Origin of the sequence: Paraburkholderia antibiotica, assembly GCF_012927125.1 — a bacterium.
In the GTDB taxonomy this organism is placed as follows: Bacteria; Pseudomonadota; Gammaproteobacteria; order Burkholderiales; family Burkholderiaceae; genus Paraburkholderia; species Paraburkholderia antibiotica.
The window spans coordinates 813,372-829,815 of the sequence record NZ_JABBFZ010000001.1 but is presented as its reverse complement, the minus strand read 5'-3'; the positions used below and the strand labels follow the sequence as shown (position 1 = coordinate 829,815).

Below are 16,444 nucleotides of genomic sequence, written 5' to 3'. Positions count from 1 at the left end.
GGAAGTTTTTGCCTGAAAATCAGTGGACTGCGAAAAAAAGTTTGCTCGATACTAGCCAGTAAGTATTTGTGTGTCAAAAGGAATAGAAAAAATCAATCGAGATGAGCACCCAATTGGTGAATGGGTGAAAAATCAACGATCAAGCGCCGCTTTCAGCAGCTTTCGTGTGTAAGGATGCGACGGCATCGCAAAAATCTTCTCGACCTCCCCGGCTTCGACGATCGATCCGTTTTGCATCACCACGACACGGTGCGCCATCGCCCCGATCACCTCCAGGTCGTGGCTAATAAATACGAAGCCGAGATTGTATTTGTGCTGCAAACCGGTCAGCAGTTTGAGCACCTGCTGCTGGATCGATACGTCGAGCGCGCTGGTCGGTTCGTCGAGGATCAGCACGCGCGGCTCCAGCACCAGCGCGCGGGCGATCGCGATGCGCTGACGCTGGCCGCCGGAAAACTCGTGCGGATAGCGATACAGCGCGGTCCGGTCGATGCCGACTTCGCGCAGCACCGCGAGCACCTTGTCGCGGCGCGCCTCGCGGCTCATCTGCGGCCGATGCAGCGCGAGCCCCTCGCCGACGATCCGTTCGATCGTCTGCCGCGGCGAAAGTGAACTAAAAGGATCCTGAAAGACGACCTGCATGTTCGAGCGCAACGCGGTCTTTTCGGTGCCGCGATAGCTGCCGAGCGCCCTGCCCTGAAACTCGATCTCGCCGTGCGCGATGCGTTGCAGACCGAGCAACGCCATCGCGAGCGTCGACTTGCCCGAGCCCGATTCGCCGACGATGCCGAGCGTCTCGCCCTGCCGCACCGACACGCTCGCCTGTTCGACCGCGCGAAACCGCCCCGCGTTGAACCAGCCGCGCAGGCCCGGCAGCTTCGTCCTGAAGTCCACCGACACATCGCGCGCTTCGAGCAATACCGGAGCAATCGGCAGCACCGGCACGACCGTACGCTGTGGCCGGCTCGCGAGCAGGCGCTGCGTATAAGGATGGCTCGGCGTCTCGAACACCTGTTCGACCAGCCCGGTCTCGACCAGCACGCCGCGCTCCATCACCGCGACGCGCTGCGCGAAGTGGCGTACCAGATTCAGGTCGTGCGTGATCAGCAGCACCGCCATGCCGCGCTTTTGCGCTTCGTCGCGCTGCAGTTCGAGCAGCAACTCGACGATCTGCGCGCGGATCGTCACGTCGAGCGCGGTGGTCGGTTCGTCGGCGAGCAACAGACGCGGCCGGCACGCGAGCGCCATCGCGATCATCGCGCGCTGGCGCTGGCCGCCCGACAGCTGATGCGGATAGCTGTTCACGCGCTGGCCCGGCTCGGTGATGCCGGTGCGCGCGAGCAATTCGACCGCGCGCTTCGCCGCTTCGTGCACGCTCACGCCGTCGTGCGTGACGATGGTCTCGGCAATCTGGTCGCCGACTGTATACAGCGGGTTGAGCGCGGTCATCGGCTCCTGGAAGATCATCGCGATGTCCGAGCCGCGCAGGCCGCGCATCTGTCGTTCGCTCTTCGCGAGCAGATCCTCGCCGTCGAAGCGGATCGCACCGCTCACCTGCGCATCGCTGAGCAGGCGCAGCACCGACAGCGCGGTCACGCTCTTGCCCGAGCCGGATTCGCCGACCAGCGCGACCCGCTCGCCGCGCGCGATCGCGAGCGAAACGTCGTTCACCGCGACCGTGTCGCCGAACGTGACGTGCAGGTGGTCGAGTTCGAGCAGCGGCGCGTCCGTACGCTGTTGTTTCGGCTGATTCGTCTGCGTGATATGCGATGCCGCGCTCATTGATTGCCTCCCGCGCGCATCGCATCGGAGATGCGCGTGTCGAGCGCATTGCGCAGCGCGTCGCCCATAAAGGTCAGCAGCAATAGCATCGCGACCAGCACGCCGAACGTCGACATCGAGATCCACCACGCGTCGAGATTCGCCTTGCCTTGCGCGAGCAGTTCGCCAAGGCTCGGCGTCGGCGGCGGCACGCCGAGACCGAGAAAGTCGAGGCTCGTCAGCGCGAGGATCGAGCCGCTCATGCGGAACGGCAGAAACGTGATCACCGGCGTCAGGCTGTTAGGCAGCACGTGGCGCCACATGATCTGCCAGTTCGACAGCCCCATCGCGCGCGCGGCGCGCACATAGTCCTGCTGGCGATTGCGCAAAAATTCCGCGCGCACGTAATCGGACAGGCCGATCCAGCCGAATAGCGACAGCAGCACGATCAGCAGAATGAAACCCGGCTCGAAGATCGCCGAGAAGATGATCAGCAGATACAGCTCGGGCATCGCGCTCCAGATTTCGATCAACCGCTGCCCGATGATATCGGTTCGCCCTCCGAAGTAACCTTGCACGGCACCCGCCGCAATGCCGAGAATCGTGCCGATGAACGTCAGCACGAGACCGAACTCCACCGACACGCGAAAGCCGTAGAGCAGCCGCGCGAACAGATCGCGGCCGCGGTCGTCGGTGCCGAGCCAGTTCTCGCGCGACGGCGGCGCCGGATTCGGCACCTTCGAGAAATAGTTCAGCGTGTCGTAGTAGTAACGGTTCGGCGGATACAGCGCGAAGTTGCCCGGCGCGTCGAAACGATGCTTGATATACGGATCGAGATAGTCGGCCGGCGTCGGGAAGTCGCCGCCGAAGGTGGTCTCCGCGTAGTCCTTGAACAGCGGGAAATACAGGTGGCCGTCGTAGCGCACCACCAGCGGTTTGTCGTTCGACCACAGCGGCGCCGCGAGGCTCGCCGCGAACGCGACCACGAACACGATCAGGCTCCAGTAGCCAAGCCGCTGCTGGCGAAAGCGCAGCCATACACGGCGCGCGGGCGTCGGCGACACCAGCGCGCGCGCGGGTTCGGTGCGCGCCGCCGCATCGGCGGAAAGGCGGGCTCGATTCATCAGCGCTCCAGTTGTTCGAATTGGATGCGGGGATCGACCCACACGTAGCACAGGTCGGAGATCAGCTTGGTCACGAGACCGATCAGCGTGAACACATACAGCGTGCCGAGCACGACCGGATAGTCGCGCCGCATCACCGATTCATACGACAGCAGCCCGAGGCCGTCGAGCGAAAACAGCGTTTCGATCAGCAGACTGCCGGTGAAGAACGCGCCGATAAACGCGGCCGGAAAACCGACGATCAGCGGCAGCAGCGCATTGCGGAACACGTGCTTCCACAGCACGCGTTTTTCCGACAACCCCTTCGCGCGCGCGGTCAGCACGTACTGCTTGCGGATCTCGTCGAGAAACGCGTTCTTGGTCAGCATCGTGACGACCGCGAAGCTGCCGACCACCGACGCGGTAACCGGCAGCGTGATATGCCACAGATAGTCGAGGATCTTGCCGGCCACGCTCAGCTGGTCCCAGTTATCCGACGTGAGGTTGCGCAGCGGAAACAGCTGCAGGAACGTGCCGCCGCCGAACAGCACGAGCAGCAGCACGCCGAGCACGAAGCCGGGAATCGCGTAGCCGATCAGCACGATCAGACTCGTCGCGATGTCGAAGTGCGAGCCGTTGCGCACCGCCTTCGCAATGCCGAGCGGCACCGATATCAGATAGGTGAGAAAGAACGTCCATAAGCCGATACTGATCGACACCGGCAGCTTCGAGACGATCAGCGACCACACGCTCTGATGACGGAAATAGCTCTGGCCGAGGTCGAAGCTCGCGAAACGCTTGAGCATCAGCACATAGCGTTCGAGCGGCGGTTTGTCGAAACCGTACAGCTGCTTCAGTTGCGCGAGCTGTTGCGCGTCGACGCCGCTATGCGCGCGCAGGCCGAACGGCGACGCGCCTTCGGCGCCCTTGCGCAGTTCGTGCTGCATCTGTTCGACGGGACCGCCCGGCACGAACTGGATCACGGCGAAAGTCAGCGTCAGCACGCCGAGCAGCGTCGGGATCATCAGCAGCAGACGTTTGAGGATGTAGCTCCACATAGGCGGTGTTCCGGTGCGAAGGCGTTGGCGTGAGCGAGGGTTAGTCGTGAATCGTCGATGAGCGGGCTATGCAGCAACATGGCATCGGCGCGGTGTCGCGCGGTGTCGTTTAGTGCGCCAACATCGCTACGATTTTGGCGCCTTATTTGGCACCTTACCCGCGGCCGGCGTCGATGCATCCGGCGCTTCGTACCACCACATCGACGTGATCCAGCCTTCCGCGCCATAGTACAGCGGCAAGGTTTTCGGCCACGCGAGTCCGCGCTTGAACGCGACCCGATGCGTGCCGCTGTACCAGTGCGGCACCACATAGTAGCCATGCATCAGCAGACGGTCGAGCGCATGCGCGGCGTCGGACAACTGCTCGCGCGTCTGCGCATGCACGAGCGCGTTGAGCACCGCATCGACCGCCGGCGACTTCACGCCGATCGCGTTGTCCGAACCGGGCGTGTCCGCGGCCTTGCTGCCGAAGCGATTGACCTGCTCCTGACCGGGTACCTGCACGTCGGGCATGCGAATCGTCGTCACGTCGAAATCGAAGGCATCGAGCCGCTTCTGATAGACCGCGTAATCGGCGGCGCGAAACGTCGCGGTGATGCCGAGCTTCTGCAGATTGCGCGTAAAGGTCGCGACAATCGGCTCCATCGCGCCGGCCGAGCCGGAATCGTCGAGAATCTCGAAGCGGAACGGCTCGCCCTTGTCGTTGCGCAACGCGCCGTCGCGATAGGTCCAGCCGGCCTGCTGCAACAGATCGCGCGCCTGCAGCAGATTGGCGCGCAGCGAACCGGGCGGATCGGTGTCGGGCTGCTTCGGCAGCGCGCCGAATACGGCCGGGTCGAGTTGTCCGCGAAACGGTTCGAGCAGCGCGAGTTCGCCCGGCGACGGCAGCCCCTTCGCCTGCCATTCGGTGTTGGCGAAATAGCTGTCGATGCGCGTGTACTGATTGAAGAACAGCTGCCGGTTCAGCCACTGGAAGTCCAGCGCGAGATCGAGGGCGCGGCGCACGCGCACGTCCTGAAAGAGCGGCCGACGCGTGTTCAGGATGAAGCCCTGCATGCCGGTGCCGTTGTGCTGCGGGAAGACGCGCTTGATCAGCTCACCGCTGTCGAACTTCTTGCCGACGTCGCGCCGCACCCAGTTGCGCGCGATGTACTCGACCAGCGCGTCGTACTCGCCGGCCTTGAACGCCTCGAGCCGCGCGACGTTATCGGCATACAGTTTGTAGACGATGCGGTCGAAGTTGTTCATGCCGACGCGCACCGGCAGTTCGGCGCCCCAGTAATTCGGGTCGCGTTTGAAGGCGATGTTGCGGCCGTTGTCGTAGCTCTCGATCAGATACGGACCGCTGCCGATCGGCTTTTCGAACGCGAGCTGGTCGAACGGAATGCGGCTGCCGTCGGGCTTCATGCCCCACTTGCGCGAGAACACCGGCATGCTGCCCGCGAGCAGCGGCAGTTCGCGATTGCGCTCGACGAACTCGAAGCGCACCGTGCGCGGATCGACGACGACCGCGCGCTTGATCCCGCTGAAAATCGATGCGTATTGCGGCGCGGCCCGCGGGCTTTTCAGCGTGTCGAGCGAGAACTTGACGTCGTCGGCGGTGACGGGGTCGCCGTTCGAAAAGCGCGCGCGCGGATTGATGTGGAACGTGACCGACAGGCCATCGGGCGCGACGACGATGTCGTCGGCGAGCAGCCCGTACACCGTCGCGACTTCGTCGGCGCTGCCGACCGCGAGGCTCTCGAACATCAGCTCGAGTCCCGGCGCCGCGTTGCCGCGCAGCGTGAACGGGTTGAACTTGTCGAAGCTCGTCAGACGGCTCGGGTTCGCGAGCACCAGCGTGCCGCCCTTGGGCGCGTCGGGATTCACGTAGTCGAAGTGCGCGAAGCCCGCCGGGTATTTCGGCTCGCCGTATTGCGCGATCGCATGCGCCGCGTGCGCGGGCAGCGAGGCCAGCAGACTCGCGCAGGCCAGCAAGGTGGACAACGCGGTGGCGAGCGTGGCGGCCAGCGCGGCGCGCAAGGGTCGATGGATCACGCTGTGTCGAGGTGCAGCCGTGGTTGAAACCCGTCGCGAGCCAATGATCATAGAGGTCGTGCTGGTGAAGAGGCAGTGGCGATGTGAGGGGATTCTACCCAATTAATCCGCTCGCCCCGCCCTGTCGGTGCGACGAAATGCGTCACCGGCAAGCTCACGCGTCAACGCTTCGGCACAAACAAAAACCGCCCCGTGGGGCGGTTTTTTCGCTGCGGCGCACTTGCGGCGCATTCCAGCGCCGCATGTCGCGCGCGTCGCGAGCGACGCTCTGACTCTTAATGCCAGCCGCGACGATTGTCGTAATGGTCGCGCGCGTAGTTGCCGCGGCCCGGCGGGTGGTGGCGATACCAGTCGTCGCGGGCCCAGTAGCGATGGCCGTCCCAGTAACGGTCGCCATGCCAGCCGATCACGACTTGCGGACCGCCGTAGTACACGGGCGCCGGCTGATAGACGACGGGCGGCGGCGGAGGCGGCGGCGGTGCATAGACCGGAGCCGGTGCGACGTAGACCGGCGCGGGAATGCCGATATTGACGCCGACGTTCAGACCGGCCATCGCTGCCCCCGATGCAGCCAACGTCGACACCCCGAGCAAAAGCGCAACAAGACGAGTGGACTTCATTGATTCACCCTTGGTAGGAATGTTTTGTTGGCGGAAATATAGCGCAACGCAGCAGCGCACGTATTTCAACTTTGTAAGAACTGATGCGGAAGATCGCTCACCTGGCCGCACCGTAACGTCTGGTTACATCGGACAGGCCTCCGTTAAAAACGGTCGAAACGACCGTTACCGCGCGCCGCCGTTCGTCAGCGCCTCGCGAGCCGCCGGCCGTGCCGATCACCACTTCGCACAAACGAACATTTTCATGTTCGAAAGAAAATTCACTCCCACTATTTCGCCGACAAGTCATCCGATCACATCGATAACCTCCGCTAGACACTATCAAATTTCCCCGTTAAATCAACCAACACAGAGGAATTTGTCATGGTTTTCCCTGATATCGGACGACATCCCAAGTGGTAGGATGACTTCCGCTGGAAAAACCAAAAATGTTCGAATTCGCGCATCTCGAGTTTCTCTTCGCCAAACGCTAACCGGGATACGCCACGGAGACTATTTTGAAAACGATCAAGGGATTGCGCTGGTGGATCATCGCCCTCGTGTGCGTGGGGACGATCGTCAACTATCTGTCGCGCAACGCGCTCGGCGTGATGGCGCCCGAGCTGATGAAGCTGCTGCACATGAGCACGCGGCAATACTCGTATGTCGTCGGCGCGTTTCAGGTCGGCTACACGGTGATGCAGCCGGTGTGCGGCCTGATCATCGACCTGATCGGCCTGCGGCTCGGTTTCGCGCTGTTCGCCTGCCTGTGGTCGCTGACGGGCGTGTTCCACGGTTTCGCCGGCAGCTGGTTTTCACTCGCGGCGCTGCGCGGCTTCATGGGGCTCTCCGAAGCGGTGGCGATTCCGGCCGGCATGAAGGTGGTCGCCGAATGGTTTCCCGATCGCGAGAAATCGGTCGCGGTCGGCTACTTCAATGCGGGCACCTCGCTCGGCTCGCTGCTCGCGCCGCCGCTCGTCGTGTTTCTGTCGCTGCGCTACGGCTGGCAGAGCGCGTTCGCGGTGACCGGCGCGCTCGGCTTCTTCTGGGCCGCCGCGTGGTACGTGCTGTACCGCTCGCCCGCCGAACATAAACGCGTGAGCGACGCCGAGCGCACCGCGATCGTCGAAGGCCAGGCGCCGCCGGCCGCACGCCGCGCGAGCGTGCGCGAAGTGCTGCGCACGCGCCGCTTCTGGGCGATCGCGCAGGCGCGCTTTTTCGCCGAACCGGCGTGGCAAACGTTCAGCTTCTGGATTCCGCTCTACCTCGCCACGCAACGGCATATGGATCTGAAGCAGATCGCGATGTTCGCGTGGCTGCCGTTTCTCGCCGCCGACCTGGGCGGGCTGTTCGGCGGCTATCTGTCGCCGTTCCTGATGAAGCGTTTTCGCGTGCCGCTGATCTGGTCGCGCATCTCAGGCGTCGTGCTCGGCGCGCTGATGATGCTCGGCCCGGCGTCGATCGGTCTCGTTGCATCGCCCTATCAGGCCATCGCGCTCTTCTGCGTGGGCGGCTTCGCGCACCAGATGATCTCGGCGCTCGTCAACACGCTCGCCGCCGACGTGTTCGATCCGGGCGAAGTCGGCACCGTCGCCGGCTTCGCGGGGATGGCCGCGTGGATCGGCGGCCTCGGTTTCTCGCTGATGGTCGGCGCGCTCGCCGATTCGATCGGCTATACGCCGCTGTTCGGCGCGCTCGGCGCGTTCGACATCATCGGCGCCACACTCCTGATCTTCCTGATGCGCGGCGTGCCGCGCCACGGTCGCGCGCGCCGCGCCGATCTCAACGCCAGCAGCACGGCTGCGTGACCTCCTACGAAAGACTCATCATGCCTTCACCGATCAATCTCAAACATCCGCCGCGCTTCGCGCTGTCGTCGCGCGCGGGCCAATCCGCGGCCAACCCGGTCGTGCTGAGCGCGCAGCAGGATTGCCGCATCGAGCTGTTCGTGCTCGCCGAGGACATCATCCGCGTGCTGGTGCTGCCGGACGGCGAAACGCGCGGCCCGCGCACGTGGGCGATCGCGCCCGGCACCGACGACGTGCCGCTCGAAGGCCGCGAGCGCCGCGACCTGAGCGGCTTCACACCGCCGCCGTTCACGGTGACCGAAGCGGCTGGCCACGTCGTGATCGAAACGGCGCGCGTGCGCGTGAGCGTCGCGCTCGAAGGTGGCGCCTGTTCGTGGGACATCCTGCACGGCGGCGCGTGGCAGCGCGTGATGAGCGACCGCAAGACCCAGGCGTACAACTTCGGCTGGTGGGACTCGCGTGTCTATCACTACGTCGAGCGTCGCCGCGACGAAATGGTTGTGGGCCTCGGCGAACGCGCCGGCTCGCTCGATCGCGCGCAGCAAAGCTACGAGATGCGCAACATCGACGCGATGGGCTACAACGCGCGCACCACCGACCCGCTCTACAAGCACATCCCGTTCTACGTGACGTGGCAGCCGCAGACGTCGACGGGCTTTGGCCTCTTCTACGACACGCTCGCCGACTGCCGCTTCGACATGGGCCGCGAGCTCGATAACTATCACGGCCACTACCGCCACTTCATCGCCGAGCACGGCGATCTCGACTACTACTTCATCGCGTCGGCCGGCTCGCCGCTGCATGCGGTGCGTCGCTTCACGTGGCTCACCGGCCGCCCCGCGTGGATGCCGAAGTGGGGCCTCGGCTACTCCGGCTCGACGATGAGCTACACCGACGCGCCGAACGCGCAGCAGCAGATGGGCGAATTCATCGAGCGCTGCCGCGAACACGACATCCTGTGCGATTCGTTCCATCTGTCGTCGGGCTATACGTCGATCGGACCGAAGCGCTACGTGTTCAACTGGAATCACGAGAAGTTTCCGGACATCAAAGGCTTCGTGCAGGGCTACCTCGATCACGGCGTGCGCCTGTGCCCGAACATCAAGCCGTGTCTGCTGCAGGACCATCCGGCCTTCGACGAAGTCGCGCAAGCCGGCCTGCTGATCGAAGCAGCAGATGGCGACCCCGCGTGGGTGCAGTTCTGGGACGAAGTCGGCGCGTATCTCGACTTCACGAATCCGGCCACGATCGACTGGTGGAAAGCGCGCGTGAAGGATGCGCTGCTCCAGTACGGGATGGCGGCCACGTGGAACGACAACAACGAGTTCGAGATCTGGACGCCGGACGCGATCGCGCGCGGCTTCGGCAAGCCGTATCCCGCGCAGCAGGCGAAGGTGCTGCAAACGCAACTGATGATGCGTGCGTCGCGCGACGCACAGCGCGAATACGCGCCGCAAACGCGCCCGTTCCTCGTGTCGCGCTCGGGCGGCGTCGGCATGCACCGCTACGTGCAGACGTGGTCGGGCGACAACTACACGTCGTGGGAAACGCTGCGCTTCAATCTGAAGATGGGCCTCGGGCTCGCGATGTCGGGCGTGTCGAACAGCGGCCACGACATCGGCGGCTTCTCCGGTCCGGCGCCGGGACCGGAGCTGTTCGCGCGCTGGGTCGCGTTCGGCATCTTCCTGCCGCGCTTTTCGATTCACTCGTGGAACGACGACGGCACCGTCAACGAACCGTGGATGTACCCCGAAGTCACGCAGCAGGTGGCAGACCTCATCAAGCTGCGCTACCGGTTGATTCCGTATCTGTACGAGTTGCTGTGGCAATCGCATAGCGCGTACGAGCCGGTGCTGCGGCCGCTGTTCGCGGAGTTTCCGCACGATCCGCGCTGCCTCGTCGACGGCGACGACATGATGCTCGGCTCGTCGCTGCTGGTCGCGCCGGTCGTCGATCCGGGCCAGAGCACGCGCGAGGTCTATCTGCCGGCCGGCTCGCGCTGGGTCTCGTACTGGAGCGGCGAAGCGTTCGACGGCGGCCAGAGCGTCACGTTGCCCGCGCCGTTCGAGCGCCCGGTGTTCCTGCTGCGCGAAGGCAGCGTGGTGCCGCTGAACGTCGCCGAACAGCACTTCGGCCGCCCCGCCGACGAGCGCGCGTTCATCGCGGTGCCGTATGCGGGCGACGGTGTCGCGCAAGGCGGCTCGATCGAGGACGACGGCGAGAGCGAAGCCTGGCGCGACGGCGCGCAAGGTCGCTGGAACGTCGTGCTGCGCGGCGACGCCGACACATTGCGGGTCACGCTCGAACGTCCGCGCTGGATGCCGCACGCGCAACCGCAGGTCCGCGTGTTCGTGCCGCAGCACGAAACGCGCGCGATCGTCTGCGAGACCGGCACGCTTGTCGACGATCACAGCGCCGACGGCTGGCGCTGCCTGACGATCGCGCTGGCGCAGTGAAGCAATAAAGCAGCACGCGGCAACACATCGAAGTAGCAGGACTCGCTACCAAGCCCCCTACAAAGCACCCTACGAGGCACCGAACAATAAGCCGTATCGGCCCGGAAAACCGGGCCGCTCACCCCCGGAGACATCACCATCATGAAAACCACCCAGCGCGCGCGCAGCCGCGCGTTCGTCCTCTGCTGCCTGCCGCTGGCCGGCGCCGCATGGTCGGCCAGCGCGTCGGCGCAAAGCAGCGTCACGCTGTACGGCGTCGTCGACAACGCGTTCGCCTATGTGAGCAACCAGAAGGGCCACTCGAACTTCTACATGAGCCAGGGCAACCTGCAGGCGAGCAAGTTCGGCTTCCTCGGCTCCGAAGATCTCGGCGGCGGCACGAAAGCGATCTTCCGGCTCGAAAGCGGCTTCAATTCGCTGACCGGCGCGCAAAGCAGCGCGGGCTACCTGTTCAATCGCCAGGCCTATGTCGGCCTCGCCAACGACCGCTACGGCACCGTCACGCTCGGCCGTCAGTACACGCCCTACTTCCAGATGGTCGGCGCGCTCGGACCGACCGGCGTATTGACCGGTGCTACCGGCGCCCACCCCGGCGATATCGACGCGCTCGACACGACGCTGCGCTTCAATAATTCGATCACCTATCTATCGCCGGTGATCGCTGGTCTGCAAGCGAGCGCGCAATACGGTCTCGGCGGCGTGCCGGGCAGCGTCGCGAATGGCGGCGTGTTCAGCGCGGCGCTGCGCTACGACTACCAGCCGGTGTCGCTCGCGGCAGGCTACGTGAAGCTGAAGGACATCGCGACGAGCGCCGCGCTCGGCACCTTCGCGATCAACTCGCCGGTCAACAACGGCTATGCGAGCGCGCGCAGCGCGCAGCTGTTCGCCGCGGCGGGTCGCTACATCTGGCGTGATCTGATGGTGGGGTTGAACTATTCGAACGTGCAGTACGCGCCGGGCCACGGCTCGCTGTTCTTCGACAAGGCCGTGTTCAACACCTACGGCGCGATCGCGACCTACAAGTTCTCGCCGGCCGTGACGATCGGCGGCGGCTATAGCTTCACGCAGGCGAGCAAGGCGAACGGCATCAGCGATCCGGCGCACTATCACCAGATCTCGCTCGAACAGACCTACAACGTGTCGGCACGCACCACGCTGTATGCGCTCGAAGCGTATCAGCGCGCGAGCGGCAAGTCGCTGATCGCGGCGGGCAGCGGCGTGAGCATCGCGGACGCCGTCGCGGTAGTCGGCGATTCGCAGAACACGACGCCGTCGTCGGGGCCGTCGCAGTTCGTCGGTATGGTCGGGCTGCGGCACGCGTTCTGAAGAAGCGCAAGCACCGCATCGTGCCGGAATATGAGCGCGTCTCGGGGCCACGGCCGCGAGACGCGCTCAGCTTCATTGAAGCTCACCTCAGCTTCCAATCCCCCGCCGCTCCGTTCCGTCAGTTCCAGTAGTAGTGCAGCCCGCTCATCATCGAAAAGCGCGCGACCTGCACGAACTCCGACTGCGAGTTGCCGACGTTCCACTGCGCGAACGCAAACAGTTCCGCGTTCGGCGTCACCTTGTAATTCAGCGACACCGCCGCGTTGCCGCCGCGCGGCGCATCGAACGCCTGGGTATAGCGCAGCGTCACGTCGAGCTTGTTGAACAGGTCCGTGCGCCCCAGTTGCAGCAGCGCGTAGCGGCGTCCGAGCAAACTCTGCTGCGGATTGAGCGCCTGCCCCAGCACACCCGCCGCCGCGATGTTGCCCATCCCAAGCGCGCCGTTCGCGGCCTGAATCGCCGACTGATACGCGCGCCGTTCGCCGCTCGAATAACCGTCGCCGTTGTAGAGCAGCTCCAGCGTCTGGGTCCAGCCGGACGCCAGCGTATAGCTGCCGCCCAGCAGCGCGCTCGCGCGCAACGACTTGTCGCGCGTCTGGTTCTGCACGAACGTCCAGCCCGCCGGCGCGCCGGCTTGCGGCTCCGCGAAGAGCGCGCTGCGGCCCTGGCCGAGCGAGCCGTCGCCGTACAGCAGCAGCGCATCGGATACGGTCCACGTGCCGTATGCGCCGAGCCGGTTCACGCCGTCGTCGCGATGCGAAGCGAGCGCGCTCGCGCTGACCGCCTCGCCGGTCCAGTTGACCTTGAGCGCCGTGACCGGCGAAAAATAGGCCTTCGTCGTATCGCGTGTATCGACGTGGAAATTGCCGATCGCCTCGACGCTCCATGCGGACGACAGCTGCGCGCTCACGCGCGCGTAGTCGCGCCCGAGCATTTCATTGACCGGATTGGTCTTGCCCGTCTCCGCGAAAAACGGATTGCTCGGCGACAGCAGAATCGAGCTGCCCCATAGCAGCACGCCACGCCCCACTTCCGCGGTGACGCCGCCCGGCATCCGGCACGACAGCCTGCCTTCGTTCAGGTAGCCGTCGGTCGAGGTACGCGGATTCTCGCCTGGCGTGCTGCCCTGCCAGACGAAAAAGCCACGCGGTTTCAACTGCGCGTAGCACGGCCCGGCCTTCAGCGTCAGATCGATCCGCGGATCGATTTGCCCCTCGATTTCAGGCACTTTCGCAATCTGGTTGCCCGGATTGACGAGCGATTCCTTGTTGAGCACGGTCCCCGTGCCGTAGCCCAACGCCTGGACGTTATAGCCGAACGACAGCCAGTTCGACGATTCGTCGCTGTGCTCGTCGGCGGCCCGAGCCGAGCCGGACACCATCGCCGCGGCCCAGCCGAGCACCGCGAGCGGCAGCATGCGCAGCGCGAACGTCGCCGTTTCGCCGGACGCGCGACGCGCCCGGCCCTTCGCTTTTCGACGCATCACCTCGCTAACCCGCCGTCACGGACGATTCAACGCGTCGAGCGTGAACGTGTCGGCGGCGTACTTGCGCGTCTTCACGTCCGAGTACTGCAGCACCGAGTAATTCGAGCGGTCGATCGTGTCCTGAATGCTCATCTTGCTGACGAACGGCTGCGTGCTGCCGTCGATATCGAGCTTGTTGCCGATCTCGAACTGCGCGGTCTTGAAGAGCTTGCCGGACACCGTGTAGAACTCCGCCTTCAGCGGCACATGACGCGCCACCGACACGTAGTAGACGATCCGGTCATAGGTGACGAACTTGCTCTTCGCGACGAGGTTGATCACGTACGCGTCCTCGCCGTTCACCGACTCGGTACGCAGGATCGTCGCGTCGTAGTCCTTCGCGTAGTTGGTCGACGCGATGTCGCCGTTCGACGCCGGGCCCACCATCTTCTGTCGCGTCGAGATCGACACGGGCTTGGTCAGCGTCGCCTTGCCGAACCACATGCTGCGGCCGTTCTGCAGCAGCCGGCTGCCCGCCTCGCGCGGCGGATAGGTGGCCTGCGCGAGACTGTCGTCGCCGCTCGCGCGCACCACGTACGTGCGTTTGTCGATCGGGCCGTTCGAGTCCTGGCCGGTGATATCGATCGTCCATTGCACGCCGTTCAGGCCGCCGCCGCGTGCGCGATCGCTCGCCGCGACGATCTCGGTCGCGTTCGGCGTGTCCGCCGCAACCGCATGAATCGACAACATCGCGCTGACAACGAGCAGCGACGCGCTCAGAAATTTAACGGGTTTGAGACGTTGCATGTTCTGGATACCTGACAAAGAAAAAGGAAACATCGATCGACCGTCAGACGAAACTCAATGCGTCGACCACCTCGATGCGGGTTGCGCGCCAGGCCGGCCAGGCCGCGCACAGCACCGCGAAAAAGATCACCGCGAGCGCGATCGCCGTCATGCGCAGCCAGTCGAGATCGACCTGCAGCAACACGCGATACGACGAATTCGGCGGGATATAACCGATCCCCGACGCGTTGATCGCCAACGCCGCGATCACGGTAATCACGAAGCCGGCCACGCAGCCGAGCAGCGCGATCCACAGCCCTTCGAGCGAGAACAGCTTGACCACGCCCGCGTTCGTCAGCCCGAGCGCGCGCAGCGTGCCGATTTCGCGGGTACGTTCGACCACCGCCATCGACATCGTGTTCGCGACGCTCATCGCCGAAATCACCAGCACGATGCTCGCGATGAACGAGAAGATCATGTCGAACAGCTGACGGACCTGGGTGTAGAAGCTCGAGAGTTCCTGCCACGTCTTGATCTCGACGCCGAAACCCGCGTCGGCCAGCTTGCGCGCGAGATCGTTGCGCACCTGGTCGGTCAGCCGGGCATCGTCGAGCAGCACGACGAAGCGTTCCACCGACTGCGTGTTCATCAGCGTCTGCGCGAGCGCGAGCGTGGTGAGCACGTACTTGTCGTTGGTGCCGGCGCTGCCGGTGTTGAAGATGTCGACCACGTCCGCGTCCACCGCGTTCGCCTGGCCGTCCATCGTCGAGGCGAGCAGGCTGAACGTATCGCCCTTCTTCAGGTTCAGCAGCTTCGCGAGATCCGACGACACCGCGACGCCCGCGTCGTGCTTCGGATCGAGACGGCCGCCCGCGTCGTCGGCTTCGCCGGCGCCGAGCATGTCGTTATGCTGCGGCACGATGCCTTCGCCGATGAAGATCGTCGATGCTTCGCCGTTCGAGATCAGCCCGTTCAGCGACAGCCGCGGCGACACCAGCTTCGCGCCCGGTTCGCTGTGGATCAGCGCTTCGATCTTGCGAGTGTCGTCCGGCGAGAACAGATAGCGCTTCGGATCGAGCTTGCCTTCGAGCAGGAAGCCGCGCCGGAAGATCGTCAGGTGTCCGAGACGTTCGCCCATCACTGCCTGCTGTTCGAGCCCGCTGTAGACGTTGGAAATGTAGCCGCTGAACAGATTGATCGCGGTCAGGCCGAACGCGATCGCCGCGAGCGTGACGAAGCTGCGGCGGCGATTGCGAAATACGTTCTTGAGTGCGAGAAGGAGCGCGTGCATCAGTGGGAATCTCCTGCGGGAAGCTGGCCGTCGCTCAGACGCACGCACCGGGTCATATAGCGCAACGCGCGCTCGTCGTGCGTCGAGAACACGAAAGTCACGCCGTGCGTGCGGTTCAGGCGCTGGAACAGCTGCATCGCCGCGTGGGTGTTTTCGCTGTCGAGGCTCGCGGTCGGTTCGTCGGCGATCACCAGTTGCGGTTGCGCGATCAGCGCACGCGCGATCGCGACGCGCTGCCGCTGGCCGCCGCTCATCTGCTCGGGACGCTTGTGGTGATGGCCGCCGAGGCCGACTTCGTCGAGCAGCTCACGAGCCCGCGCGCTCTGCGCGGCGCTCGTGCGGCCGGCGAGGCGCAGCGGCAACAGCACGTTGTCGAGCGCGCTCAGCACCGGGATCAGGTTGTAGCTCTGGAACACGAAGCCGATCAATTCCTGGCGGCGTCGTGCGTAACCGGTCGACGTGAGACGCGAGGTCGGCTCGCCGAGCACTTCGATCTCGCCCGTCGATGGTTTGTCGAGCAGGCCGATCAGATTCAGCAGCGTGGTCTTGCCGCTGCCGGACGGCCCGACGATCGCGAGCATCTCGCCCGCCGCGACGTCGAGATCGATGGCGGCCAGCGCGTGCACCTCGCCATAGGTCCGGCTGACGCCCTTCAGCCGCACGACGCTCGCGTGCGTCGGCGCGAAAGGTGGGTCCTCCACGTGCGGCAACGCGGGCTCCTGCAAATCGGTTCTCATAGATATCCTGATTGTTT

General features: G+C 64.7%; 12 protein-coding genes. 3 read left to right on the top strand and 9 right to left on the bottom strand.

Translation table 11 applies throughout. The features are described from left to right. Positions 1–132 precede the first annotated feature (132 nt). The 5 genes from HHL14_RS03650 to HHL14_RS03630 form a co-directional block, all read right to left on the bottom strand. Positions 133–1,782 (bottom strand): ABC transporter ATP-binding protein, encoded by a 1,650-nt coding sequence (locus tag HHL14_RS03650; RefSeq protein WP_169496191.1) that lies wholly within the window; start codon positions 1,780–1,782, stop codon positions 133–135. After that, positions 1,779–2,885 carry an ABC transporter permease gene (locus HHL14_RS03645; protein WP_169496190.1) on the bottom strand — a complete coding sequence of 369 codons (1,107 nt, stop codon included), beginning with the start codon at positions 2,883–2,885 and terminating at the stop codon, positions 1,779–1,781. Before HHL14_RS03645 ends, HHL14_RS03650 begins: the two co-directional genes overlap by 4 nt. Continuing rightward, positions 2,885–3,922 carry a microcin C ABC transporter permease YejB gene (locus tag HHL14_RS03640; protein ID WP_169496189.1) on the bottom strand — a complete coding sequence of 346 codons (1,038 nt, stop codon included), beginning with the start codon at positions 3,920–3,922 and terminating at the stop codon, positions 2,885–2,887. Before HHL14_RS03640 ends, HHL14_RS03645 begins: the two co-directional genes overlap by 1 nt. Before the next feature lie 126 nt (positions 3,923–4,048). Beyond that, a complete protein-coding gene (locus tag HHL14_RS03635; RefSeq protein ID WP_169496188.1) occupies positions 4,049–6,010 on the bottom strand; it encodes an extracellular solute-binding protein in 1,962 nt (653 codons plus the stop codon). Between the two features lie 224 nt (positions 6,011–6,234). Continuing rightward, entirely contained in the window at positions 6,235–6,579 is a 345-nt protein-coding gene (locus HHL14_RS03630; RefSeq protein WP_169496187.1) for a hypothetical protein, read from the bottom strand. 497 nt (positions 6,580–7,076) lie between these two features. On the opposite strand from HHL14_RS03630, the gene HHL14_RS03625 reads away from it, so the two are divergent. From HHL14_RS03625 to HHL14_RS03615, 3 genes are all read left to right on the top strand, one after another. Beyond that, the gene (locus HHL14_RS03625; RefSeq protein WP_169496186.1) at positions 7,077–8,366 is read left to right on the top strand and encodes an MFS transporter; all 1,290 of its coding nucleotides are present in this window, start codon (positions 7,077–7,079) and stop codon (positions 8,364–8,366) included. 20 nt (positions 8,367–8,386) lie between these two features. After that, complete coding sequence (locus HHL14_RS03620; protein ID WP_169496185.1) at positions 8,387–10,822, top strand: glycoside hydrolase family 31 protein; 2,436 nt, start codon at positions 8,387–8,389, stop codon at positions 10,820–10,822. Between the two features lie 141 nt (positions 10,823–10,963). Next, the gene (locus HHL14_RS03615; protein ID WP_169496184.1) at positions 10,964–12,148 is read left to right on the top strand and encodes a porin; all 1,185 of its coding nucleotides are present in this window, start codon (positions 10,964–10,966) and stop codon (positions 12,146–12,148) included. Between the two features lie 118 nt (positions 12,149–12,266). Here HHL14_RS03615 and HHL14_RS03610 read toward each other — a convergent pair whose 3' ends face one another. From HHL14_RS03610 to HHL14_RS03595, 4 genes are read right to left on the bottom strand one after another with little or no spacing between them, the layout of a single operon-like run. After that, positions 12,267–13,634: a hypothetical protein gene (locus tag HHL14_RS03610; RefSeq protein WP_206002161.1), complete on the bottom strand. Its 1,368-nt coding sequence runs from the start codon at positions 13,632–13,634 to the stop codon at positions 12,267–12,269. Positions 13,635–13,649: 15 nt separating this feature from the next. Beyond that, on the bottom strand, positions 13,650–14,420 hold the full coding sequence (locus HHL14_RS03605) for an outer membrane lipoprotein-sorting protein (RefSeq protein ID WP_169496182.1): 771 nt from the start codon (positions 14,418–14,420) through the stop codon (positions 13,650–13,652). A 43-nt stretch (positions 14,421–14,463) separates the two neighbouring features. Next, complete coding sequence (locus HHL14_RS03600) at positions 14,464–15,690, bottom strand: ABC transporter permease (protein ID WP_169496181.1); 1,227 nt, start codon at positions 15,688–15,690, stop codon at positions 14,464–14,466. Then, positions 15,690–16,427, bottom strand: a complete 738-nt coding sequence (locus HHL14_RS03595; RefSeq protein WP_169496180.1) for an ABC transporter ATP-binding protein — start codon at positions 16,425–16,427, stop codon at positions 15,690–15,692. The genes HHL14_RS03600 and HHL14_RS03595 overlap by 1 nt, the downstream gene beginning before the upstream one ends. Positions 16,428–16,444 lie beyond the last annotated feature (17 nt).